Origin of the sequence: Paraburkholderia sp. JPY465, from assembly GCF_050436725.1 — a bacterium.
GTDB lineage: Bacteria > Pseudomonadota > Gammaproteobacteria > Burkholderiales > Burkholderiaceae > Paraburkholderia > Paraburkholderia youngii.
This window is the reverse complement of the sequence record NZ_JBNDMT010000003.1, coordinates 3,781,481-3,802,219: the sequence shown is the minus strand read 5'-3', so window position 1 is coordinate 3,802,219 and position 20,739 is coordinate 3,781,481. Positions and strand designations below refer to the sequence as shown.

The following is a 20,739-nucleotide window of genomic DNA, read 5'->3' as shown; positions in this document are numbered from 1 at the left end:
TTCCGCCCCGGGCATTCGCCCTTTTCCCTGGCCGCATCCTTTCCGGAGTCCGCTCCGCTACCCGCCCGATGAAAACGAGCATGCAACGCAAGCTCGACCAGCTGACCACCCGGCTGGCCGAACTGAACGACCTGTTGAGCCGCGAGGACATCACCGCCAACCTCGACCAATACCGCAAGCTCACGCGCGAACACGCGGAGCTCGGCCCGGTCGTCGAGCATTACGGTCTGTGGCGACAGGCGCAGAACGACGCAGCCACCGCGCAGGAACTGCTCGCCGACGCGTCGATGCGCGATTTCGCCGAAGAGGAAATCCGCGCGGCGCGCGATCGTATGGAGACGCTCGGCGTCGAACTGCAGAAAATGCTGCTGCCGAAAGACCCGAACGACGAGCGCAACATCTTCCTCGAAATCCGCGCGGGCACCGGCGGCGACGAATCCGCGCTGTTCGCTGGCGATCTGCTGCGCATGTATCTGCGCTATGCCGAACGCAACCGCTGGCAGGTCGAGATGATGTCGGCGAGCGAATCGGATCTCGGCGGCTATCGCGAAGTCATCGTGCGAATTGCCGGCGATGCCGCATATTCGAAGCTGAAGTTCGAGTCCGGCGGGCATCGTGTGCAGCGCGTGCCGGCCACAGAAACGCAGGGCCGCATTCACACGTCGGCCTGCACGGTCGCGGTGATGCCGGAAGCGGACGAGATCGGTGAAGTCGAGATCAATCCGGCCGATCTGCGCATCGATACGTTCCGCGCGTCGGGCGCGGGCGGCCAGCACATCAACAAGACCGATTCCGCGGTGCGTGTCACGCACTTACCGACGGGGATCGTCGTCGAATGTCAGGACGACCGCTCGCAGCACAAGAACAAGGACCGCGCGCTGAAGGTGCTCGCAGCGCGCATCAAGGACAAGCAGACGCACGAGCAGCAGACGAAGGAAGCGGCGACGCGCAAGAACCTGATCGGTTCGGGCGACCGCTCGGAGCGCATCCGCACGTACAATTTCCCGCAGGGGCGCCTCACCGATCACCGCATCAACCTGACGCTATATCGCCTCGACGCGATCATGGACGGCGATCTCGAAGAACTGATCGCGGCGCTCGTCAGCGAGCATCAGGCCGAGCTGCTGGCCTCGCTCGGCGACGCGGACTGACGCCCCGACAATGACCGACGCCTCCCCGGTCCCGCTCGAGCCCGCCGCTGCCCCCGCGACGGCCGACGTGCTATTGCGTGCATCGCCATTGCCGCCGCTCGAAGCGCGGATTCTGCTCACGCATGTGCTCGGCTGGCGGCGCACGCAGCTGATCACGCGCGGCGAAGAGCCGCTCGAACGCGCGAGCGTCGATCGTTATCGCGCGCTGGAGGCGCGGCGCATAGCCGGCGAGCCGGTCGCGCAACTCGTCGGCGCGCGCGAGTTCTTCGGGCTCGAATTCGAAGTAACACCACAGGTGCTGATTCCGCGTCCCGAAACCGAGCTGCTGGTAGAGACCGCGCTCGCGGCGATTGAAGCCCGGCCGCGTCCGCGTGTGCTCGATCTCGGTACCGGAACCGGCGCAATCGCGGTGGCGATCGCGTCGATGCGGCCCGACGCCAAGCTCTGGGCACTCGACCGCTCGGCCGACGCGCTCGCCGTCGCTGCGCGCAACGGCGCGCGCCTGCTCGACGCGAAGCGTCCCGGCGGCGCCGTAACGTTCCTGCACAGCGACTGGTACGGCTCGCTCGACGCCGCGCCGCGCTTTGACGCGATCGTCAGCAATCCACCGTATATCGCGAGCGGCGACCCGCATCTGGCCGAAGGCGATCTGCGCTTCGAGCCGCGCGGCGCGCTCACCGACGAGGCCGACGGCCTCAGCGCGATCCGCGCGATCGTCGCCGGTGCGCCCGAGCGTCTCGTCGCCGACGGCGCGCTGTGGATCGAACACGGCTACGACCAGGCCGAAGCCGTGCGCGCGTTGCTGCGCGCGCGCGGTTTTGCCGAGGTCCGCTCGGAGCGCGATCTCGCCGGCATCGAGCGCATCAGCGGGGGCGTGTTGCGCGCCGCCGCGGCCTAAGCGCGGTCGCCGAGGCTAAAACCCCAGGCGCGACGCGGCTGCGGCCGCCCGTAGCGAAATCCGCTATCATTTCAGCCTATTCCCATCCTTTATCGGAACCGCAAGGTCAGTCATGGATACGCAACAACGCATCAAGCAAATCGTCGACGGCAACAACGTCGTTCTCTTCATGAAGGGCACGGCCCAGTTCCCGATGTGCGGTTTTTCCGGCCGCGCCATCCAGATCCTGAAAGCGTGCGGCGTCGGTGAAATCAAGACCGTCAATGTGCTCGAAGACGACGAAATCCGTCAGGGGATCAAGGTGTTCTCGAACTGGCCGACCATTCCACAGCTGTATGTGAAGGGCGAGTTCATCGGCGGCTCGGACATCATGATGGAGATGTACGAATCGGGCGAACTGCAGCAGCTGTTCGCCGCGGCCTGAGCGTTCAACGCTTCGTTCGCTTTATCAGGCGCCGCAAGCCATGCAGCAAGCACGCACCGCGGCGCCCCGCCGGCTGATCGTCGCGATCACCGGCGCCACCGGCGCCATCTACGGCATCCGGCTGCTCGAGACGTTGCGGCGGCTCGGCGGCGTCGAGAGCCACCTGCTGATTTCGAGCGCGGGTTGGCTCAACATCCAGCATGAACTCCAGTTGGGCAAAGAAGACGTGCATCCGCTCGCGGATGTCGTCCATTCGGTGCGCGACGTCGGCGCAAGCATCGCGTCCGGCTCGTTCGCGACCGACGGGATGGTCGTCGCGCCCTGCTCGATGAAAACGCTCGCGAGCATCGCGCACGGTTTCGCCGACAACCTGATCACCCGCGCCGCCGACGTCACCCTGAAGGAGCGTCGCCGCCTCGTGCTGCTGGTGCGCGAAACGCCGTTCAACCTCGCGCATCTGCGCAATATGACGGCCGTCACCGAAATGGGCGGCGTGATCTTCCCGCCTCTGCCCGCGTTCTATAACCAGCCTGCTTCGATCGACGAGATGGTCGACCACACGGTCGCACGCGTGCTCGATCTGTTTGCGCTGGGACCGGCGTTGTCGCCGGCATGGCAAGGACTGCGGGACGCGCAGGATTAGCTGCGGCAACAATAATTAACAACAATCACGACACAATCAATTCCCCGCGAGCCCATTTATCAAGCTGGCGTGTGGACTTATATTGGTAGTAACCCAATTTCTCCGTGCCGTGCTGTCACGGCCGCGTTGCTGTCATGAACCGCTTACCTTCGCTCTTTCTGTCCCACGGCTCGCCCACGTTGCCGATCGATCCGTCGATGCCGTCCGCCGAGTTCGGCGCGCTCGGCACGCAATTGCCCCGTCCCGAGGCAATCCTGATGCTGTCGGCGCACTGGGGCACCGCGCAGCCACTCGCCAGCATCGCGACGGCGCCTGAAACCATCCACGATTTTTATGGCTTTCCGCGCCAGCTCTACGAAATCCAATACCCGGCACCGGGCGCACCCGACGTCGCGCGCAGCGCCGCCGCGCTGCTCGGCGCGAGCGGCATCGTCGCGGACGTGCAGCCGCACGGACTCGACCACGGCGCATGGGTGCCGATGCTGCTGATGTTCCCGCAAGCGGACGTGCCGATCGCGCAACTGTCGATCCAGCCGCACAAGGACGCCGCGCATCATTTCCGCGTCGGCCGGGCGCTGCGCGCGCTGAAAGACGAAGGCGTGATGGTGGTCGGCTCCGGTCAGATCACCCATAACCTGCGCGCCGCCGATTTCTCCGCTCGCCCGGAAGACGCCGATCCGCGCGTGACCGAATTCACCGACTGGTTCGAAGACAAGCTCGTCGCGCGCGATATCGACGCGCTGCTCGACTATCGCCGCCAGGCGCCGCACGCGGTGCTGATGCATCCGACCGACGAGCATCTGTTGCCGGTGTTCGCCGCCCTCGGCGCCGCCGACGACGACTATTCGCTTGCGATCCAGTCGCTCGGCACCTACCAGCGCTCACTCGCGATGACGAACTACGTGTTCGGCACCGCCTGATCCGCCGCGGAACCAGCCAGCCGTAACGACCAACGAAAAAGCCCGCCTGATCATCGATCAGGCGGGCTTTTTTCTAACGTGAAGGCCCCGCTTCGAGCGGCCCCTTCGCTTGGACGAACGCTCAGTGCGCGCCGATACCTTCGAGCACTTCGTCGTGCACGAGCCGCTCGTCCAGATACTCCGAACGATAGCCGCTGTTCACGCCCCAGAAGTAGAACACCAACGAGAAGGCGATCACGACGAGCATGTCCCAGCCGTACGGCAGGACGCCGAAGCCGCCGAACTGCTTGCTGCCGATCAGCGACAGGATCGCCATGATCGGCAGGTACGCGACCAGCCACCAGGCGGCCTTCAGATCGCGGTTCCAGCCCTCGAAGCCCTGCTTGGCCTGGAAGTAGAAGTACACCGGCAACGCGACGACCATCAGGAGAATGATTTCGCCGGTCAGCGGCCACTTCGCCCAGTACAGGATCAGCGACGCGCAGACGAACGCGAACGGCGCAATCACCTTCATGCCGGCGATATGCAGCGGGCGCTCGAGATCGGTTGCCGCGCGACGCAGCGCCATCAGGCTAATCGGGCCGGTCAAGTACGAGATCACGGTCGCAACCGAAATCACCGCCGCGAGCGAGCTCCAGCCGCGGAAGAAGAACAGGAAGATGAACGACACGAACAGGTTGAACCACATCGCCTGACGCGGCACGCCGTACAACGGATGCACCTGTCCGAAAATTTTTGGCATGGTGTTGTTGCGCTCCATCGCGTAGATCATCCGCGTCGTGGTCGCCATATAGGTCGTACCGGTGCCGCTCGGGCTGACGAACGCGTCGACGTACAGCAGGAACGCCAGCCAGTTCAGGTTCAGCGCGATCGCCAGCTCCGCGAACGGCGAAGCGAAGTTGAAGTGGCTCCAGCCCTTCATCACGTCGGCCGGATTCACGGCGCCGATGTACGCGATCTGCAGCAACACATAGATTACGAGCGCGAGCAGGATCGAGCCGATCACCGCGAACGGCACGCTCCTCGCCGGATTGCGCGCTTCACCGGCCAGGTTGACCGGACTCTGGAAACCATTGAACGCGAACACGATCCCACTCGTCGCGACCGCGGTCAGCACCGCCGACCAGCCGTACGGCGCGAATGTGCTCGCCTGGCCGAAGTTCTCGGTGTGGACGCCGGTCATCATCAGACCGACGATCGTTGCGCCCGGGATCAGGAATTTGAAGATCGTGATCGCGGAATTCGCGCGCGCGAACAGCTTGACGCCCCAGTAGTTGAGCAGGAAGTAGATGATCACGAGGCCGGCCGACAACACCAGGCCGTTGGTAGTCAATGAACCGTCGACGAACAGCGCATGCGCCCACGGATAGGGCCACGTGCTCATGTATTGAATCGATGCTTCGGCCTCGATTGGAATCACCGACACGATCGCGATCCAGTTGGCCCACGCGCTGATGAAACCGACCAGCGCGCCGTGCGAGTAGCGCGCATAGCGCACCATCCCGCCAGATTCCGGAAACATCGCGCCGAGTTCCGCGTAGGTCAGCGCAATCGCGAGAATCACGACCGCGCCGATGATCCATGCGCAAATTGCAGCGGGACCGGCAATCTTTGCAGCCTTCCACGCGCCGAACAGCCAGCCCGATCCGATGATCGAGCCCAGACCGGTCAGCATCAGCGCGAATGGCCCGATGTTCCGTTGTATAGAACTTTTCACGTCTTCTCCTAAATCAGAACCATGTCGGCACCGCGTGACATCGCTCGTGGCGGTGAGGACGTGGTGACGCGCATGAAAGCGCGTCCAGATGCGGAATAGGTGCAACCGACGCGCGGCGCGTAGTTTAACGGTTGCACCGCGTTGCTGCAGGGAAACCGACTAAGGGTTCTCCCTGGCAAAAGATCGTCCAGATATGTAAATTTTGTAAGAAACCATCGCGCCAGTCCGATAAGTTTCGTGCAGACTGTTGACCTTCGTCCGAATTCGCCGTATAACGTTCCAGCAGGATTTCAAGTGGCGAGTGAAGTGGTTCTTTCGTAGTTCGCCCATCAACGGTACTCCGGTTGGTCCCATTACCCCCTTCCTTGATTTTCATGCACCCCGGGCTTCGGCCTTATTCACCATTTTTAGGAAAAAGTAATATGGAAACCGGTACCGTCAAGTGGTTCAACGACGCTAAGGGCTTTGGCTTCATCACTCCGGACGGCGGCGGTGAAGATCTGTTCGCGCATTTCTCGGAAATTCGCGTCGACGGCTTCAAGACGCTGCAAGAAAACCAAAAGGTCACGTTTGAAGTGAAGACGGGCCCGAAGGGCAAGCAAGCAGCTAACATCAAGCCGTTGTAAGCTTCTAGCTTCCTTCTGGACGCAAAAAACCCCGCCTCGGCGGGGTTTTTTCTTTATCGGCGGCAAATCGAAATCAATGATTAAATTGCCGTATTCGCAATTCGCGGCGGATTATTTTCCGATTATTCGCGATTATCCGAACATGCGCCGGGCATGAATACCGAGGCCAGTCGCCACGCTCGCGAGACGATCGCCGAACACCGCTTTCGCGTCCGGGAACGCCGCCGCCAGCGCGCCCGACAGAAACGCGAGGCCGGTCGAACCGCCGGTGAAATAAATCGCGTCGACGTCGCGCGGTGCGACACCCGCCGCCTGCACCGTATCGCGCGCGGCCTGCACGATGCGTCGCGTTTCGTCCTCTCCGGCTTTGACGAGTTGCGCTTCGTCGAAGGCGAGGCGCAGATCCTCTTCCACTTGCTCGAGATCGATCACGGTCTCGCCGCCCGCCGCCACGCCGATCTTCGCCTCTTCCGCGTGCGCCGCGAGCGCGTGCCCAAAACGCTGCTCGACCACGCGCATCAGCCGGTCGTGGTGCTTCGTTTCGGTGAAAAGGTGCCGCATCAATGCGAGTTCGCTGACGCGCTTCGGCGTGTAGACGGTGTTGATCAGGTGCCAGGTCGCGAGATCGAAATAAATCCGATTCGGGATTTCGCGCCCTTGCGGATCTAGCGATTGATAACCGAGTTCGCGCAGGATCGTCACGAGTTCGACGCGCCGGTCGAAGTCCGTACCCGCGACGTGCACACCGTGATGCGCGAGCACGTCGTCCTTGCGTTCGACGCGCTTCATCCGTTCCGGCCCCACTCGCACGAGCGAAAAGTCCGACGTACCACCGCCGATGTCCGCCACAAGCACGAGTCCTTCGGCGCTCAGATGCGATTCATAGTCGAACGCAGCGGCGATCGGTTCATACTGAAAGTGGATATCGCGCAAGCCGACCGTGCGCGCAGCGGCTTCGAGCTGTTGCTGCGCCATCTGGTCGGCGCGCGGGTCGTCGTCGACGAAGAACACCGGGCGGCCCAGCACGGCCCGCTCGATCGCGCCGCCGGCGCTCGCCTCGGCCGCGCGCTTCAGATGGGTCAGGAAGGTCGCGATCACGTCGGTGTACTTGATCGCAGTGCCATCGCCGAGATCGGTCGTATTTTCGGCGAGCGGCGAGCCGAGAATGCTTTTCATCGAGCGCATCAACCGGCCGTCGAAACCGTCGATGTAGGCGGCAAGCGCCGCGCGCCCGAATTCGGTGGTGTTTTCGTCGGTATTGAAGAAGACCGCCGTGGGCAGCGTCGTGTACGCGCCTTCGACCGGCGCCAGCTTCAGCTGCGGGCCGCTCGGAATCGCAACGGCCGAATTGGAAGTACCGAAGTCAATCGCGCAATAGTTCATGGCAGGAATGGCCGCTCACGGCTGGCGCGCACAGAAAGGGGAGCGGCTTTGTATCACGAAAACTCCGGCAGCATCAACTGAAGCTGACGGAACCGCGGCAAGATCGTCCGAAATCGTGGCGCGGAACAGATCTTGCTGGATCGGACCGGATACGCCGCCGCATTTCGCCATCGAGGAGACTTCGCGTATGAGCGTGCCGCCCACCGCCGCCGTCGATGCCCACCACGCCATGCTGATCGAAACCGACCTACCGTCGCGGCTAGACCGCCTGCCGTGGGGCCGCTTTCACACCCTGATCGTAGTCGCGCTCGGCGTGACGTGGCTGCTCGACGGGCTCGAAGTGACGCTGGCGGGCGCGGTCGCGAGCGCGCTGAAAACCAGCCCGGCGCTGCGCTTTTCGAATGCCGACGTCGGCCTTGCGGGCAGCGCGTACATTGCCGGCGCGGTGCTCGGCGCACTCGGTTTCGGCTGGCTGACCGACCGGCTTGGCCGCCGCAAGCTGTTTTTCATCACGCTGACGCTTTATCTGGCCGCGACCGCGGCGACCGCGCTGTCGTGGAATCTGATGAGCTTCATGCTGTTCCGCTTCCTGACCGGCGCGGGTATCGGCGGCGAATACACGGCGATCAACTCGACGATCCAGGAATTCACGCCGGCACGCGTGCGCGGCTGGACCGACCTCGGCATCAACGGCACGTTCTGGGTTGGCGCGGGGCTCGGCGCCGCGGGCTCGCTGGTACTGCTCGACCCGCATCTGCTGCCTTCCGACTGGGGCTGGCGCGCGTGTTTTTTCATCGGCGCGGTGCTCGCGCTCGGGATTCTGCCGATGCGCATCTGGATACCCGAAAGCCCACGCTGGCTGCTCACGCATGGTGACGAGCGTGACGCACGGACGATCGTCGAGGGCATCGAAACGCGTTTTCGCGAGGACGGCCACACGCTCGCCGACGACGCCCTCACGCGGCTACGTCTGCGTGCGCGCGACCATACACCGTTACGCGAGGTGTTCCATACGCTGTTCAACGTGCACCGGCGCCGCTCGCTGGTCGGTCTCACGTTGATGACCGCACAGGCATTCTTCTACAACGCGATCTTTTTCACCTACGCGCTCGTCCTCACCGACTTCTATCACGTGCCGGGCGGCGACATCGGCTGGTATCTGCTGCCTTTCGCGCTCGGTAATTTCCTGGGGCCGCTCGTGCTCGGGCGGCTATTCGATGTGATCGGCCGACGCAAGATGATCGCCGCGACGTACGCGATGTCGGCGATCCTGCTGACGCTGTCGGGCTATCTGTTCGAGCAGCAACTGCTCACCGTCGTCACGCAGACGGTCGCCTGGATGGTGATTTTCTTCTTCGCGTCAGCGGCCGCGAGTTCCGCGTATCTGACCGTCAGCGAATCGTTTCCGCTCGAAATCCGCGCGCTCGCGATCGCGGTTTTCTATGCGTTCGGCACCGCGCTGGGCGGCATCATCGGGCCGGCGTTTTTCGGTCGGCTGATCGACACGCATCAGCGCAGCGAAGTGTTTTCGGGCTATCTGGTCGGCTCGGGCTTGATGCTCGCGGCGGCGCTCGTCGCAGCGATCTGGGGTGTCGACGCTGAGCGCAAGCCGCTCGAGCATGTGGCGGCACCGCTGTCGAGCGTGACGGATGAAGAGCTCGGCGCACACAGCGCCGATGAAAAACGCGCGGACCGTGCCGCGCGTACCTGACTGCCTGGCGAAGTCACGCGGCAAGCGCCGCGAATCCGTTGCTCAAAACGCCTTCTTCCAGCCGCCGCCGTACGCGATTTCCGCGAGCGCCACGCGCTGACGCGGCGCCTTCTCGCGTTCGCGCAGGACGGGGTCCAGTTTGTCGACGTCGCCGTAATGGCCAAGCGAGATCATCGCGATCGGCTCGACGTCTTTCGGCAATTCGAAGGTGGTGCGGAACGCGTTCACGTCGAAGCCGCTCATCTGGTGCGCGGCGAGGCCGAGCGCGTGCGCCTGCAGCACCAGCGACATCGCCGCCGCGCCCGCGTCATAGAGCGCGCAGCGATTGACGTCGCCCTTGTTGGTCAGGGTGTGCGCGGTGACCGCGATCAGCACCGGCGCGGGCGCATTCCAGCCCTGGTTGAACGGCACGAGCGTGGCGAAAGCCTTCTTGAACGCGACTTCATCGACGCTGCGATCGAATACGACAAAACGCCAGGGCTGCGCGTTATACGAGGACGGCGCCCAGCGCGCCGCTTCGAGCACGGCGCGCAATTGATCGCGGCTGACCGGCTCGCTCGAATACGCGCGCGGGCTCCAACGGCCTGCAATCAGCTCGTGAATGGCAACTTCGGTTGAGGCGGGTTTCTTGGCCATGCGCTTCTCTCGGTAGAAATTCATGATGGTCGGGCGGTTGCCCGAGGCCACATAGCATAACGGGCTTTCGGTGCGCGCTCCAACTTGCGGCGGGGGGCTATGCGCGCTGGATGAAAAAGCGCGCACGGCCCGTTATGGGCCGTGCGCCGTTGCTTTGCTAACGGTGAATCTGCGCGGTTCGCGAAGGCGATTCAGATTGCCTGCGGTGCCGGCACTTTGGCCGGGCGGTTGATGCGCAGCACGATCACCGCGGCGATCAGGCACAAGCCGCCGGAAATCATCGACGCGACCGTATAAGTGCCGAGGCTCGCGCGCAGCATGCCCGCGCCGAGCGCCGCGAACGCCGCGCCGAGCTGGTGGCCGGCGACCACCCAGCCGAACACGATCGGCGCCGATTCCTTGCCGTAGACGTCGGTGGCGAGACGCACGGTCGGCGGCACCGTGGCGATCCAGTCGAGACCGTAGAACACCGCGAACAGCGGCAACCCGAAAAAGTCGATGCCGAACGCGTGCGGCAGATACATCAGCGACAGGCCGCGCAGCCCGTAGTACCAGAACAGCAGCACGCGGCTATTGAAGCGATCCGACAGCCAGCCCGACAGCGTCGTGCCGAACAGGTCGAACACGCCCATCGCCGCGAGCAGCGACGCGCCCTGCACTTCGGTCATCCCGTAGTCGCCGCACATCGCGATCAGATGGGTGCCGACGTAGCCATTGGTGCTCGCGCCGCAAATGAAGAAGCTGAAGAACAGCAGCCAGAAATCGCGCGTTTTGCTCGCCGACGCGAGCGTGCCGAACGCGATCGCGAGCGGATTCTGCCTGGTGACGGTCGTGGTAATCGGCGCGTCGTGCGGTTCGCCGTATGGGCGCAACTGCATGTCGGCCGGATGCTCGGGCAGCAGGAACGCGACGAGCGGAATCACGATGCCCGCCGCGAGCGCGACGACCCAGACGACCTGGCGCCAGCCGTAATGCTCGGCGATGGCCGCGAGCAGCGGCAGGAACACCAGCTGGCCGGTCGCCGAGCTGGCGGTCAGGATACCCATCACGAGACCGCGGCGCGTCGTGAACCAGCGCGTCACGACGGTCGCCGACAGCGACAGCGCCGCGACTCCGGTCGATCCGCCGACCATCACACCCCAGATCAACACCATCTGCCACGGATGCGCCATCAGCGACGACAGCGCGACGCCCGCGGCCATCGTACCGAGCGCCGCCAGTAGCGTCGGACGTACACCGAAGCGCTGCATCGCGGCGGCCGCGAACGGCCCCATCAACCCGTACAGCGCGATGTTCACCGAGATCGCGAGCGAAATCGTCGCGCGGCTCCAGCCGAACTGGTGCTCGAGCGGCACCATCATCACGCTCGGCGTCGCGCGCGTACCCGCCGCCGCGAGCAACACGAGAAACACCACGGCGACGGTCAACCAGCCATAGTGGAAACGTCCGCCTATCAGTCGCGCAGCCCAGTTCATCGGTTCTCCAATCGACGCGGCCGGGGTGGCGGCATCGTTCGTATTGTTACTGTTACGACTTCGGTAAATGATTTGTGACAGATCAGTCACAATAGTGTTGCGATGTTAGTTACTGGTCGGTAACATGTCAAGGCGTCAATTCAATCGGGTGACTTGCCATGTCCGACAGCGAAACTCTCAAGCCCGCCACTACTCGCTCACGGCGCGCGCGCGGCGCACAGACCGCCGGGCCGCAGGCGCAACAGCATCTGCTGCGCGCGGCTAGCGAGTTGTTCTATCGCGAGGGCGTGCGCACGGTAGGCGTCGATGCGGTGGTCGAGCGCGCGGGTGTGAACAAAATGAGCCTGTACCGGCAGTTTTCGTCGAAGGACGAGCTGGTAATAGCGTATCTAGAACAGAAGGACGAGCAGTTCTTCGGCTACGTCGAGAAGAGTTTCGCGAAGCATCCGGGCGAGCCGGCGAAGCAGCTTCAGCAGTACTTCGACGACCTCGCAGTGCGCGCCTCGGTCGATCATTACCGCGGCTGCCCGTTCGTGAACGTGTCGGTGGAGTTTTCGGATACCGCGCATCCGGCGCGGCAGTTCGTATTCCGCAACAAGCAGCGCTTGATGGCGCGCCTCGTCGAACTGTCGACGGCGGCCGGCGCCGACGATCCGCAAGCGCTTGCCGATGGGCTCGGTCTGCTGATCGAGGGCGTGTACGCGGCGAGCCAGACTTACGGGCCGGGCTGCGGGCCGATCCTCGCCGCGCCGAAAGTCGCCGCGCAGTTGATTGCGGCCGCTTGCGGGGACAGGCAGGCTCGCTGAGTCAGTCCGTCAGTGGGTCCTTTAGAATTGCGCGTTTCCTCGTCGCATCCGTCCGCCATGCCGTTGCCCGCCGAATCCCACGATGCCGTTATTGCCACGACCCGTCACTGGCTGACGGAAGCCGTGATCGGCTTGAACCTGTGCCCGTTCGCGAAGGCCGTGCATGTGAAGGAGCAGATTCGCTATGCGGTGAGCGAAGCGGACACGCTCGAAGCGGTACTCTCCGACCTGGAAGCTGAACTGCAGACGCTCGTCGCCGCCGACCCCGCCGCCATCGACACGACGCTGCTGATCCTGCCTCGCGCGTTCGGCGACTTTCTCGACTTCAACGACTGCCTGTTCTTCGCCGACCGCCTGATCCAGCAACTGCGGCTCGAAGGCGTGATTCAGATCGCGAGCTTCCATCCGCGCTACCAGTTCGAAGGCAGCGAGCCCGACGACATCGAAAACTACACGAACCGGGCGCCCTATCCGATCCTGCATCTGCTGCGTGAAGACAGCATCGAGCGGGCGGTACAGGCCTTTCCCGACGCCGAAGAGATTTATGAGCGCAATCAGGAAACGCTGCGGCGCATTGGCCTCGCCGGCTGGGATGCGTTGATGAAGCGCTAGGTGAAGCGCCAGGCTGCGCCTCAGGCCGGCACGAAAAACCGCTCCTTCAGCGCATCGAGCCCGAGCGTGTCCAGCACTTCGCCGAGCCGCTCAGCCGGCCGGCGCCGTGGCAGATCCTTGTACTGCGCGATGATCAGCTCGTTTTTCATCGAGTGTTCCCAGCCGACCAGCTCGGTCACGCTGACCTGATAGCCATGCGCCTCGAGTTGCAGACAGCGCAGCACGTTCGTGATCTGACTGCCGAATTCGCGCGTGTGCAGCGGATGCCGCCAGATTTCCGTGAGCGCGTTCTTCAGCGCCTTGCCCTTGTTCTGCCGCAGCACGCCGGCCACCTCGGCCTGGCAGCACGGCACGACGACGATGTACTTCGCGTGCTTTTCGAGCGCGAAACGGATCGCGTCGTCGGTGGCGGTATTGCACGCGTGCAGCGCGGTCACGATGTCGATTTCGGCGGGCAGCCGCGTCGACGTGATCGACTCGGCCACCGACAGATTCAGAAACGACATCCCCTTGAAGCCGAGCCGCGCCGCCAGCTCTTCGGACTTCGTCACCAGCTCTTCGCGCGTTTCGATGCCATAAATGTGCGAAGCCCCACCAGCGGCGTCCTGAAACTCCTTGAAAAACAGGTCGTAGAGGATAAAACCGAGGTATGACTTGCCCGCGCCGTGATCGACGAGCGTCAGCGAGCCCTGCTGGTCCTTCAGGTCCTTGAGCAGCGGCTCGATGAACTGGAACAGGTGGTAGACCTGCTTCAGCTTGCGACGGCTGTCCTGATTCATCTTGCCGTCGCGCGTGAGGATGTGGAGCTCTTTGAGCAGTTCGACGGACTGGTTGGGACGGATTTCGTGGGTTTTGCCGGACATCGTGTGGGTCGCCATCAATCGCAGCGCGAACGTGCGACAGATGACGGAAAAAGAGAAAAGTTACTGCCAGTTTACCCAAACTGCGACATTCCCAGCGAGCACGCCGCGCGGACGACGCGACATCGGTGCTCTGCTGGGAACACTTCCTGCTCGACAGGCGCCGCGCGGAAGTGTCTCGATAATGGCTGAAAACAGCTTGCGCGCCGGCTGAGCCCGCGGGCGCAGGCCGTGTCGCCGAAAACAGGAGGCTGTCCGGCCGTGCGACCGGACACGCGAAGCGGATGCATGTGGGGAGAGCGGTCCCGCAACGCGGGCCGAACGTTACGTAACCAGCAGCGGCCGGCTTCGCAACCGGTCGCGCGCTCGGATGATCACAGAAGAGGCGGCAATGGATACGGTACCCAACGGAAATGTCGAACAGAAGTTTCAGGAAATGCTGGCGAAGCTGACCACCGCGCCGGCATGGTCGGAGAAACAGCAACTCGAACTGGAGATGGCTCGCGACATCTCCACGGAAATGCTGCGGCTCGCCGAGGTCATGCGCGACGGCAACGTCGACCTCGAAACTTGCCTGACGATGCTCAAGTACGCCAAGGTGCTCGACTTCGTGATGACGACGCTCGCGTCGCGACGCGACATCAAGCCGCAGACGTTGCGGGTGATCTTCAAGCTCGCCGGACTGAAGGTCGATGAGGCGTATCCGGGCTAGCGCGTCGGCATCTCGGTTAGGATGGCTTGGTATCGCGTTTCGCGTATCGCGTTCACCACAACACTGCTGCTACACGATCGCGCGCGGCGGCTAGATGCCGCTCGCGACGCGGGCTTCCACACTCCCCTTGCACGGGTATCTCAAGCGCGCGGCGCCTCGGCCGGCGGCGTTCCCTCATGAAATAGCGTCTTCAGCTGCGCGCGCAGTTCCGGCGAATCCGCGTGCTTGTGAACGCTGACGGCATGCTGGACCGCGGCTTCGAGCAGCTCGCTGTCGCTGTCGGCGGACATCGCGACGGTGCAGTTCATTTCGCTCGGAAATTCGCGGCAGTCGATGTATTTGCGGGTCATGACAATCTCCTTGAACCAGACGATCGACTCTTCCATCGATTCGACAGGCGATGGGCGTCGGCTGCCGGCGCGCGGCAGTGAAGCGCGCCGCAGTGGCTGCGTCGCAAGTGATGTGATGGGAATTGACGCGAGGGAACGACGCGAACGACGTCCGATGGAAGATGTGTGAAAAGTATAGGTCGCGTGCGGCGCGAGCCAAGCGGTGAACGAAGTTCGACTGCGTTCGACGGCGTTTGCCGCGCGCCGCGCGCGGTGTGACAATAACGCCCTTCGCGCCGCCCGTCCGTTCGGTCGCTGGCGGCGCACCGCCTTTTCCCCCGCAGATTCGCCGAACCGCATGCCCTCCTCGCTCGATTCCGCCCGCGTCGCCGTAATCGGCGGCGGCCCCGCCGGCCTGATGGCCGCCGAGACGCTTGCCCGGCGCGGCGTGCAAGTCCACGTATATGACGCGATGCCGTCGGTCGGCCGCAAGTTCCTGATGGCGGGCAAAGGCGGCATGAACATCACGCATTCGGAAGCGCTCGAGCCGTTTCTCGACCGCTATGGCGCGCGCCGCGCGCGCATCGCGCCGCTGCTCGACGCATTCGGTCCGGACGCGCTGCGCGCCTGGTTGCGCGAGTTGGGCGTTGAGACGTTCGTTGGCAGTTCGGGGCGCGTGTTTCCGTCCGACATGAAGGCCGCACCGATGCTGCGCGCGTGGCTGCATCGGCTGCGCGAAGCGGGCGTGCAGTTCCACATGCGTCACAAGTGGAACGGCTGGGCGTCAGTGTCGGAAGACAACGCCGCGCACGCGCTGCGCTTCGCCACGCCCGACGGTGAACAGACGGTGCGCTACGGCGCGGTCGTGTTCGCGCTCGGCGGCGGGAGTTGGCCGCGGCTCGGCTCCGACGCCGCGTGGGTGCCGCTGATGACGTCGCGCGAAGTGCCGGTGACGCCACTGCGCCCCGCGAACTGCGGCTTCGACGCGGACTGGAGCCCGTATCTGCGCGAGCGTTTCGCCGGTCAGCCGATCAAGACGATCGCGATCTCCTTCACCGATGTAGACGGAAAAGTCCACAATCGACAAGGTGAAATACTTCTGACCGAAACCGGCCTCGAAGGGAGCCTGATTTACGCGCTGTCGGCGCCGATCCGCGAGCGGATTCTGGCCGACGGTGAGGTCACCATCTCGCTGGATCTCCTGCCGGGCCTGCCGCTCGAGCGAGTCATCGAGGAAGTGACGCGGCCGCGCGGCTCACGCTCGATCGCGAGTCATCTGCATGGGCGGATCGGCATCGGCGGCGTCAAGCTGGCGCTGTTGCACGAGATTCTGTCGAAAGAAGCATTCGCCGATGCGCGCGGCCTCGCCCAGGAGATCAAGGCGCTGCCGGTGCGACTGCTGCGCGCGCGACCGATCGACGAAGCGATCAGCACGGCGGGTGGCATCCCCTTCGAGGCGCTGGACGCGCATCTGATGATCGACCGGATGCCCGGCGCATTCTGCGCGGGCGAAATGCTCGACTGGGAAGCACCGACCGGCGGTTTTCTGCTGACGGCCTGTTTTGCTAGCGGGCTGGTGGCCGGCCGGGGCGCATGCGCGTATCTGGACGCGCGCCGCGCATCGGCGTGACGCGCGCACTCGCCGTCACCGCACCTTGAGCCGCCACAACGACGTGATCTCGGCGGCTCGCGCAACATACAGCGGATCGTTCTGATCGCTGGCCTTCGGATGCCGTGGACGAATGTCCTCGCGTCCCACTACACTGAGCCCCGCCTGCTCGATCGCCGCCAACAGCCATTCGCGCGTGCGCAACCCGAGGTGCTCGGCGAAATCCGAAATGATCAGCCAGCCCTCGCCGCCCGGCGTCAGATGATCGGCGAGCCCGTTCAGGAAGCCGAGCAGCATCCGGCTGTCCGGATCATAGACCGCGTATTCGAGCGGCGACGCGGGCCGCGCCGGCACCCACGGCGGATTGCAGACGACGAGCGGTGCCCGGCCGTCCGGAAACAGATCGGCCTGTACGATCTCGACCTGCCCGGCGTACCCAAGACGGACGAGATTTTCACGCGCACACGCCAGCGCGCGCGCATCCTGGTCCGTCGCGACGATCTTGCGCACGCCGCGTTTAGCCAGCAGCGCGGCCAGCACGCCGGTGCCGGTGCCGATATCGAATGCGAGGTCCAGCGACGGTAGCGCCGTGCGCGCGACCAGATCGACGTACTCGCCGCGCACCGGTGAGAACACGCCGTAATGCGGATGAATGCGCTCGCCGAGCGCCGCGATCTCGACACCCTTCTTGCGCCATTCATGCGCGCCGATCAAACCGAGCAACTCGCGCAACGACACGACCGACGCCTCGCCGGTCGCCGGTCCGTACGCTTCGATGCAGGCCTGCCGCACGTCGGGCGCGCGGCGCAGGGAAATGCCGTAGTCCGCATCGAGCGGAATCAGGATCATGCCGAGCGTGCGCGCGCGCTGCGACTGCGCCTGCCGATGCAGGTTGAACGCGTCGAGCGGTGTCGCGCCTTGCTTGCGCGGCTTGCGTTCGAGCCGACGCGCGACCGCCTGCAACAGTTGGCGCGCGTTCTGGAAGTCGCCGTGCCACAACAGCGCGGTGCCTTCGCAGGCGAGGCGGTAGGCCGAGTCGGCAGTGGTGCGGTCGTCGGCGACGACGACGCGCTTCGGCGGCGGCACGGCCGCTTCGGAGCGCCAGCGTGCGGTGCGCGAGCCGTCGGCTTCAGGCCAGGTGAGAGTTGCGGGGCTGGTCATGGTGCAATGGAGTCGATGTGACGTCGCCGGCGAAGTTAACCGCGGCAGCGGACCGCCGCCGTGCGGCTTCACGGCGCGGCATGGATTGGGGACGAAGATCAGGTAAGTTTAGACGCGCTGAATTTGGACAACCAAGTCCACAATGGACAAGGTGAAAGAGTTATTGTGATTTTTGAGCCGTTCGGCGGCGCACCTTAGCGCGCGGGGTGGCATTTCGCGGCCAGATTCAGACTACATAGTCCATAATCGACAAGGTGAAAGAGATATCGTGAATTTGCTGCCATTCTGTTGCTCACCTTTGGCTGTGATAGGAGCGAAGTTCGGCAAATGGATACTAAAACGTCCAGGATCGACAAGGTGAAGGAGATATCGTGATTTTTGAGCCATCAGACGTCGCACCTTAGGCCACGCTGCATTTTGGCGCGCCGATCGAAGACTAAAAAGTCTACTATCGACAAGGTGAAAGAGATTATCGGGATTTTTGAGCCATCCGGCGGCTCACCTCACGCCGCATTCACGTCTTTCCGGCATGGGCGAAAGACGAAAAAACCGCCCTCGGCAGGTGAAAACAACTGTCGCGCACGCGGGTCGGGCGATTTTGATTCGAACGTGCCGGCGGCGCGCAATCGACCGAATCTCGACGAAACGACGTCCTAGCCCGAGCAGGCGGGCGTGAAAGCGCTCGGTGTCGATCTCGATCTCTGTCTGCCGTTGCTGGCATCTCGCGCTATGGCACAGCGGAGGAAATTGCGGAGCTGATGGCTTTCGTCATATCGCCAGCAGCACGCTGGATGACCGGATCGACGCTGTGCATGGACGGCGGCGAGGTCAAGTCGTCTGGCTTGCCGACTCGACCGCCGAAAAAGAAAAACCCCGCCGAAGCGTGTGCTTCGACGGGGTTTTCAAGGATTTCCAGTTACTGCTGATAAAGCAATCTGGTGCCGGCTGCAGGACTCGAACCCGCCACCTCATGATTACAAGTCAAGCGCTCTACCTGATGAGCTAAGCCGGCATGAGGCCGTGATTCTACTTCATTTCACGATCTTAAGGCGAGCCCTTCCGCCACCTTTCGATCCATCATCGTCGGGTTGCGGTTTGTCGTCGGCGTCGCTGGCCGCGGCCGGGTCGGCCGGCGCGGTTTCGACGGCGCGCGGCGCCGCCGGCGTGTCGGCTTCGTCCGCGGCATCCGCGCCGGAATCCTGAGCCTCGCCGCCCGCCGATTCCACCGGGAACGCCATACCCTGGCCGTTCTCGCGCGCGTAGATCGCGAGAATATTGGCGACCGGCACTTCGATCTTGTGCGACTTGCCGGAGAAGCGCGCGTTAAACTCGATCCACTCGTTGCCCATCTGCAGCTGGCTGGTCGCCTCGAAGCTGATGTTCAACACGATCTCGTTGTCTCGCACGAACTGACGCGGCACGCGCGTCTGATTGTCGACGCGGACCGCGATGTGCGGTGTGTAGCCGTTATCCGTGCACCACTCATAAAGCGCGCGCAGCAGATAAGGCTTCGTGGAAATCTCTTGCATCAACAGTCCTCTTGCGGACGCGGGTGCGCATCGAAGCGATGCGGCGCCCGCGCACCAAAGCCAAACTCAACGACGCATCACCTTTTCCGACGGCGTCAGCGCTTCGATATAAGCCGGGCGGCTAAAAATGCGCTCGGCGTACTTCATCAGCGGTGCGGCGTTCTTCGACAGCTCGATACCGTAGTGGTCGAGGCGCCACAGCAGCGGTGCGATCGCGACGTCGAGCATCGAGAACTCTTCGCCGAGCATGTACTTGTTTTTCAGGAAGATCGGCGCGAGCTGCGTCAGGCGATCGCGGATCGCGAGGCGCGCCTTCTCGTGATTCTTCTCCGCTGCTTTGCCCTTCTCGTTTTCGAGCGTGCCGACGTGGACGAACAGCTCTTTCTCGAAGTTGAGCAGGAACAGGCGTGCCCGCGCGCGCTGCACCGGATCGGCCGGCATCAGCTGCGGGTGCGGGAAACGCTCGTCGATGTACTCGTTGATGATGTTCGATTCGTACAGAATCAGGTCCCGTTCGACGAGAATCGGCACCTGACCATACGGATTCATCACGGCGATGTCTTCCGGCTTGTTGAACAGGTCGACGTCGCGGATCTCGAAGTCCATGCCCTTTTCGAACAACACCAGCCGGCAACGCTGGGAGAACGGGCAAGTAGTGCCGGAATACAGAACCATCATGTTTACGTTTCCTCAAAAAGCTGAAGGGCCAGCGCACGGAAAAACCGTTCAGCAGGTCTTTCCTGGCGCCGGCCCCACGCCGTATAGCGGCGTGATTATTTGATATGTTTCCAGTACGCGGCGTTCAGTCGCCAGGCGAAAAAGCTCAGGATACCGAGGAACAACAGCACCCACACGCCAAGTTGCTTGCGGGTTTGCTGCGTCGGTTCGGACATCCATGACAGGTACGACACGAGGTCGGCCACAGCAGAATCATAATCTACCGGCGACATCGTCCCCGGAGTGAGTTGCTGGAAACCGAGGAATTTGTGTACCTTTTCGCCGGTTTTTTCGTCGGTTTCATCACCGAATTTTGCCGCTCGCTGCCCCTGAAGCTGCCACAGCACGTGAGGCATGCTCACGTTCTCGTACACCAGATTGTTCCAGCCGGTCGGCCGCGTATCGTCGCGGTAAAAACTGCGCAGATACGTGTACAGCCAGTCCGTGCCCCGCGCCCGCGCCTCCACCGACAAATCCGGCGGCGTCGCCCCGAACCACGCTTTCGCGTCGTCCGGGCGCATCGCCACGGTCATCGTGTTGCCGACCTTGTCGGTGGTGAACAGCAGATTCGCCTGGACTTCGTTCGGCGTAATGCCGAGATCGGTCAGGCGGTTGTAGCGCATCAGGTTCGCGCTGTGGCAATTCAGGCAGTAGTTTACAAACAATTGCGCGCCGCGCTGCAAAGAAGCGAAATTGTTCGTGTTGTCCGGCGCGCGATTGAGCGGGAAATTCTCGTCCGCGTGGACCGGAGCGGCCAGCAGCGCAAGCACGGTCGCGCCGACCAGCGCGCACATCGAAAGCAGTTTTTTCATCTTCGTGT

Annotated in this window: 22 protein-coding genes and 1 tRNA gene; 12 read left to right on the top strand and 11 right to left on the bottom strand. The window is 63.5% G+C overall.

Annotated features, from left to right (window positions below):
* Positions 1-68: 68 nt before the first annotated feature.
* The 5 genes from prfA to QFZ94_RS32280 all read left to right on the top strand — a co-directional run bounded on the left by prfA (position 69) and on the right by QFZ94_RS32280 (position 4,036).
* Positions 69-1,151 (top strand): peptide chain release factor 1, encoded by a 1,083-nt coding sequence (gene prfA / locus QFZ94_RS32300; protein WP_013090660.1) that lies wholly within the window; start codon positions 69-71, stop codon positions 1,149-1,151.
* A gap of 10 nt (positions 1,152-1,161) precedes the next feature.
* A complete protein-coding gene (gene prmC, locus QFZ94_RS32295) occupies positions 1,162-2,049 on the top strand; it encodes a peptide chain release factor N(5)-glutamine methyltransferase (RefSeq protein ID WP_429461787.1) in 888 nt (295 codons plus the stop codon).
* Positions 2,050-2,161: 112 nt separating this feature from the next.
* Complete coding sequence (gene grxD, locus QFZ94_RS32290) at positions 2,162-2,473, top strand: Grx4 family monothiol glutaredoxin (protein ID WP_008918687.1); 312 nt, start codon at positions 2,162-2,164, stop codon at positions 2,471-2,473.
* 40 nt (positions 2,474-2,513) lie between these two features.
* On the top strand, positions 2,514-3,116 hold the full coding sequence (locus tag QFZ94_RS32285) for a UbiX family flavin prenyltransferase (RefSeq protein WP_429461785.1): 603 nt from the start codon (positions 2,514-2,516) through the stop codon (positions 3,114-3,116).
* A 134-nt stretch (positions 3,117-3,250) separates the two neighbouring features.
* Positions 3,251-4,036, top strand: coding sequence for a DODA-type extradiol aromatic ring-opening family dioxygenase (locus QFZ94_RS32280; RefSeq protein ID WP_152853639.1), 786 nt, complete (start codon positions 3,251-3,253; stop codon positions 4,034-4,036).
* A 121-nt stretch (positions 4,037-4,157) separates the two neighbouring features.
* Here QFZ94_RS32280 and QFZ94_RS32275 read toward each other — a convergent pair whose 3' ends face one another.
* Complete coding sequence (locus QFZ94_RS32275; protein WP_429461783.1) at positions 4,158-5,753, bottom strand: APC family permease; 1,596 nt, start codon at positions 5,751-5,753, stop codon at positions 4,158-4,160.
* 422 nt (positions 5,754-6,175) lie between these two features.
* On the opposite strand from QFZ94_RS32275, the gene QFZ94_RS32270 reads away from it, so the two are divergent.
* Positions 6,176-6,379, top strand: coding sequence for a cold-shock protein (locus tag QFZ94_RS32270; protein WP_429461781.1), 204 nt, complete (start codon positions 6,176-6,178; stop codon positions 6,377-6,379).
* Between the two features lie 132 nt (positions 6,380-6,511).
* Here QFZ94_RS32270 and QFZ94_RS32265 read toward each other — a convergent pair whose 3' ends face one another.
* Positions 6,512-7,762 (bottom strand): Hsp70 family protein, encoded by a 1,251-nt coding sequence (locus tag QFZ94_RS32265; protein WP_429461778.1) that lies wholly within the window; start codon positions 7,760-7,762, stop codon positions 6,512-6,514.
* 187 nt (positions 7,763-7,949) lie between these two features.
* Here QFZ94_RS32265 and QFZ94_RS32260 point away from each other — a divergent pair, with 187 nt between their 5' ends.
* Positions 7,950-9,473, top strand: coding sequence for an MFS transporter (locus QFZ94_RS32260; protein WP_368584334.1), 1,524 nt, complete (start codon positions 7,950-7,952; stop codon positions 9,471-9,473).
* Between the two features lie 42 nt (positions 9,474-9,515).
* Here the strand turns inward: QFZ94_RS32260 and QFZ94_RS32255 are convergent, their stop codons facing one another.
* Both QFZ94_RS32255 and QFZ94_RS32250 read right to left on the bottom strand, forming a co-directional pair.
* Positions 9,516-10,109 (bottom strand): nitroreductase family protein, encoded by a 594-nt coding sequence (locus QFZ94_RS32255; RefSeq protein ID WP_184141689.1) that lies wholly within the window; start codon positions 10,107-10,109, stop codon positions 9,516-9,518.
* A 191-nt stretch (positions 10,110-10,300) separates the two neighbouring features.
* Positions 10,301-11,584: an MFS transporter gene (locus QFZ94_RS32250; RefSeq protein ID WP_410850246.1), complete on the bottom strand. Its 1,284-nt coding sequence runs from the start codon at positions 11,582-11,584 to the stop codon at positions 10,301-10,303.
* Positions 11,585-11,742: 158 nt separating this feature from the next.
* Between QFZ94_RS32250 and QFZ94_RS32245 the strand changes: the two genes are divergently transcribed.
* Positions 11,743-12,390 (top strand): TetR/AcrR family transcriptional regulator, encoded by a 648-nt coding sequence (locus tag QFZ94_RS32245; protein ID WP_429461775.1) that lies wholly within the window; start codon positions 11,743-11,745, stop codon positions 12,388-12,390.
* Positions 12,391-12,447: 57 nt separating this feature from the next.
* The gene (locus QFZ94_RS32240) at positions 12,448-13,002 is read left to right on the top strand and encodes a DUF1415 domain-containing protein (protein WP_368584336.1); all 555 of its coding nucleotides are present in this window, start codon (positions 12,448-12,450) and stop codon (positions 13,000-13,002) included.
* A 20-nt stretch (positions 13,003-13,022) separates the two neighbouring features.
* On the opposite strand, the gene QFZ94_RS32235 is transcribed toward QFZ94_RS32240, so the two are convergent.
* Positions 13,023-13,865, bottom strand: coding sequence for a class I SAM-dependent methyltransferase (locus QFZ94_RS32235; RefSeq protein WP_176124293.1), 843 nt, complete (start codon positions 13,863-13,865; stop codon positions 13,023-13,025).
* A gap of 388 nt (positions 13,866-14,253) precedes the next feature.
* Here QFZ94_RS32235 and QFZ94_RS32230 point away from each other — a divergent pair, with 388 nt between their 5' ends.
* The gene (locus tag QFZ94_RS32230) at positions 14,254-14,574 is read left to right on the top strand and encodes a hypothetical protein (RefSeq protein ID WP_013090673.1); all 321 of its coding nucleotides are present in this window, start codon (positions 14,254-14,256) and stop codon (positions 14,572-14,574) included.
* 140 nt (positions 14,575-14,714) lie between these two features.
* On the opposite strand, the gene QFZ94_RS32225 is transcribed toward QFZ94_RS32230, so the two are convergent.
* Positions 14,715-14,924 carry a DUF1059 domain-containing protein gene (locus QFZ94_RS32225; protein ID WP_176124292.1) on the bottom strand — a complete coding sequence of 70 codons (210 nt, stop codon included), beginning with the start codon at positions 14,922-14,924 and terminating at the stop codon, positions 14,715-14,717.
* Positions 14,925-15,261: 337 nt separating this feature from the next.
* Here QFZ94_RS32225 and QFZ94_RS32220 point away from each other — a divergent pair, with 337 nt between their 5' ends.
* Positions 15,262-16,533 carry a TIGR03862 family flavoprotein gene (locus tag QFZ94_RS32220; RefSeq protein ID WP_429461773.1) on the top strand — a complete coding sequence of 424 codons (1,272 nt, stop codon included), beginning with the start codon at positions 15,262-15,264 and terminating at the stop codon, positions 16,531-16,533.
* Between the two features lie 15 nt (positions 16,534-16,548).
* Here QFZ94_RS32220 and QFZ94_RS32215 read toward each other — a convergent pair whose 3' ends face one another.
* Positions 16,549-17,673 (bottom strand): methyltransferase, encoded by a 1,125-nt coding sequence (locus QFZ94_RS32215; RefSeq protein ID WP_429461771.1) that lies wholly within the window; start codon positions 17,671-17,673, stop codon positions 16,549-16,551.
* Positions 17,674-18,374: 701 nt separating this feature from the next.
* Here QFZ94_RS32215 and QFZ94_RS32210 point away from each other — a divergent pair.
* Positions 18,375-18,599 (top strand): SDR family oxidoreductase, encoded by a 225-nt coding sequence (locus tag QFZ94_RS32210; protein WP_429461966.1) that lies wholly within the window; start codon positions 18,375-18,377, stop codon positions 18,597-18,599.
* Positions 18,600-18,609: 10 nt separating this feature from the next.
* Here the strand turns inward: QFZ94_RS32210 and QFZ94_RS32205 are convergent.
* The 4 genes from QFZ94_RS32205 to QFZ94_RS32190 all read right to left on the bottom strand — a co-directional run bounded on the left by QFZ94_RS32205 (position 18,610) and on the right by QFZ94_RS32190 (position 20,731).
* Positions 18,610-18,685, bottom strand: a tRNA-Thr gene (locus QFZ94_RS32205).
* A gap of 19 nt (positions 18,686-18,704) precedes the next feature.
* Positions 18,705-19,202 carry a ClpXP protease specificity-enhancing factor gene (locus QFZ94_RS32200; protein WP_410850241.1) on the bottom strand — a complete coding sequence of 166 codons (498 nt, stop codon included), beginning with the start codon at positions 19,200-19,202 and terminating at the stop codon, positions 18,705-18,707.
* Between the two features lie 66 nt (positions 19,203-19,268).
* Positions 19,269-19,880: a glutathione S-transferase N-terminal domain-containing protein gene (locus QFZ94_RS32195; protein WP_006052302.1), complete on the bottom strand. Its 612-nt coding sequence runs from the start codon at positions 19,878-19,880 to the stop codon at positions 19,269-19,271.
* A gap of 95 nt (positions 19,881-19,975) precedes the next feature.
* Positions 19,976-20,731, bottom strand: a complete 756-nt coding sequence (locus QFZ94_RS32190; protein WP_368584340.1) for a cytochrome c1 — start codon at positions 20,729-20,731, stop codon at positions 19,976-19,978.
* Between the last annotated feature and the right edge of the window lie 8 nt (positions 20,732-20,739).

Bases quoted from the DNA above. Each gene is read 5' to 3' on its own strand.
- prfA (WP_013090660.1), top strand. From the start codon at position 69: ATGAAAACGAGCATGCAACGCAAGCTCGACCAGCTGACCACCCGGCTG.
- prmC (WP_429461787.1), top strand. From the start codon at position 1,162: ATGACCGACGCCTCCCCGGTCCCGCTCGAGCCCGCCGCTGCCCCCGCG.
- grxD (WP_008918687.1), top strand. From the start codon at position 2,162: ATGGATACGCAACAACGCATCAAGCAAATCGTCGACGGCAACAACGTC.
- QFZ94_RS32285 (WP_429461785.1), top strand. From the start codon at position 2,514: ATGCAGCAAGCACGCACCGCGGCGCCCCGCCGGCTGATCGTCGCGATC.
- QFZ94_RS32280 (WP_152853639.1), top strand. From the start codon at position 3,251: ATGAACCGCTTACCTTCGCTCTTTCTGTCCCACGGCTCGCCCACGTTG.
- QFZ94_RS32270 (WP_429461781.1), top strand. From the start codon at position 6,176: ATGGAAACCGGTACCGTCAAGTGGTTCAACGACGCTAAGGGCTTTGGC.
- QFZ94_RS32265 (WP_429461778.1), bottom strand. From the start codon at position 7,762: ATGAACTATTGCGCGATTGACTTCGGTACTTCCAATTCGGCCGTTGCG.
- QFZ94_RS32260 (WP_368584334.1), top strand. From the start codon at position 7,950: ATGAGCGTGCCGCCCACCGCCGCCGTCGATGCCCACCACGCCATGCTG.
- QFZ94_RS32255 (WP_184141689.1), bottom strand. From the start codon at position 10,109: ATGGCCAAGAAACCCGCCTCAACCGAAGTTGCCATTCACGAGCTGATT.
- QFZ94_RS32250 (WP_410850246.1), bottom strand. From the start codon at position 11,584: ATGAACTGGGCTGCGCGACTGATAGGCGGACGTTTCCACTATGGCTGG.
- QFZ94_RS32245 (WP_429461775.1), top strand. From the start codon at position 11,743: ATGTCCGACAGCGAAACTCTCAAGCCCGCCACTACTCGCTCACGGCGC.
- QFZ94_RS32240 (WP_368584336.1), top strand. From the start codon at position 12,448: ATGCCGTTGCCCGCCGAATCCCACGATGCCGTTATTGCCACGACCCGT.
- QFZ94_RS32235 (WP_176124293.1), bottom strand. From the start codon at position 13,865: ATGTCCGGCAAAACCCACGAAATCCGTCCCAACCAGTCCGTCGAACTG.
- QFZ94_RS32230 (WP_013090673.1), top strand. From the start codon at position 14,254: ATGGATACGGTACCCAACGGAAATGTCGAACAGAAGTTTCAGGAAATG.
- QFZ94_RS32225 (WP_176124292.1), bottom strand. From the start codon at position 14,924: ATGACCCGCAAATACATCGACTGCCGCGAATTTCCGAGCGAAATGAAC.
- QFZ94_RS32220 (WP_429461773.1), top strand. From the start codon at position 15,262: ATGCCCTCCTCGCTCGATTCCGCCCGCGTCGCCGTAATCGGCGGCGGC.
- QFZ94_RS32215 (WP_429461771.1), bottom strand. From the start codon at position 17,673: ATGACCAGCCCCGCAACTCTCACCTGGCCTGAAGCCGACGGCTCGCGC.
- QFZ94_RS32200 (WP_410850241.1), bottom strand. From the start codon at position 19,202: ATGCAAGAGATTTCCACGAAGCCTTATCTGCTGCGCGCGCTTTATGAG.
- QFZ94_RS32195 (WP_006052302.1), bottom strand. From the start codon at position 19,880: ATGATGGTTCTGTATTCCGGCACTACTTGCCCGTTCTCCCAGCGTTGC.
- QFZ94_RS32190 (WP_368584340.1), bottom strand. From the start codon at position 20,731: ATGAAAAAACTGCTTTCGATGTGCGCGCTGGTCGGCGCGACCGTGCTT.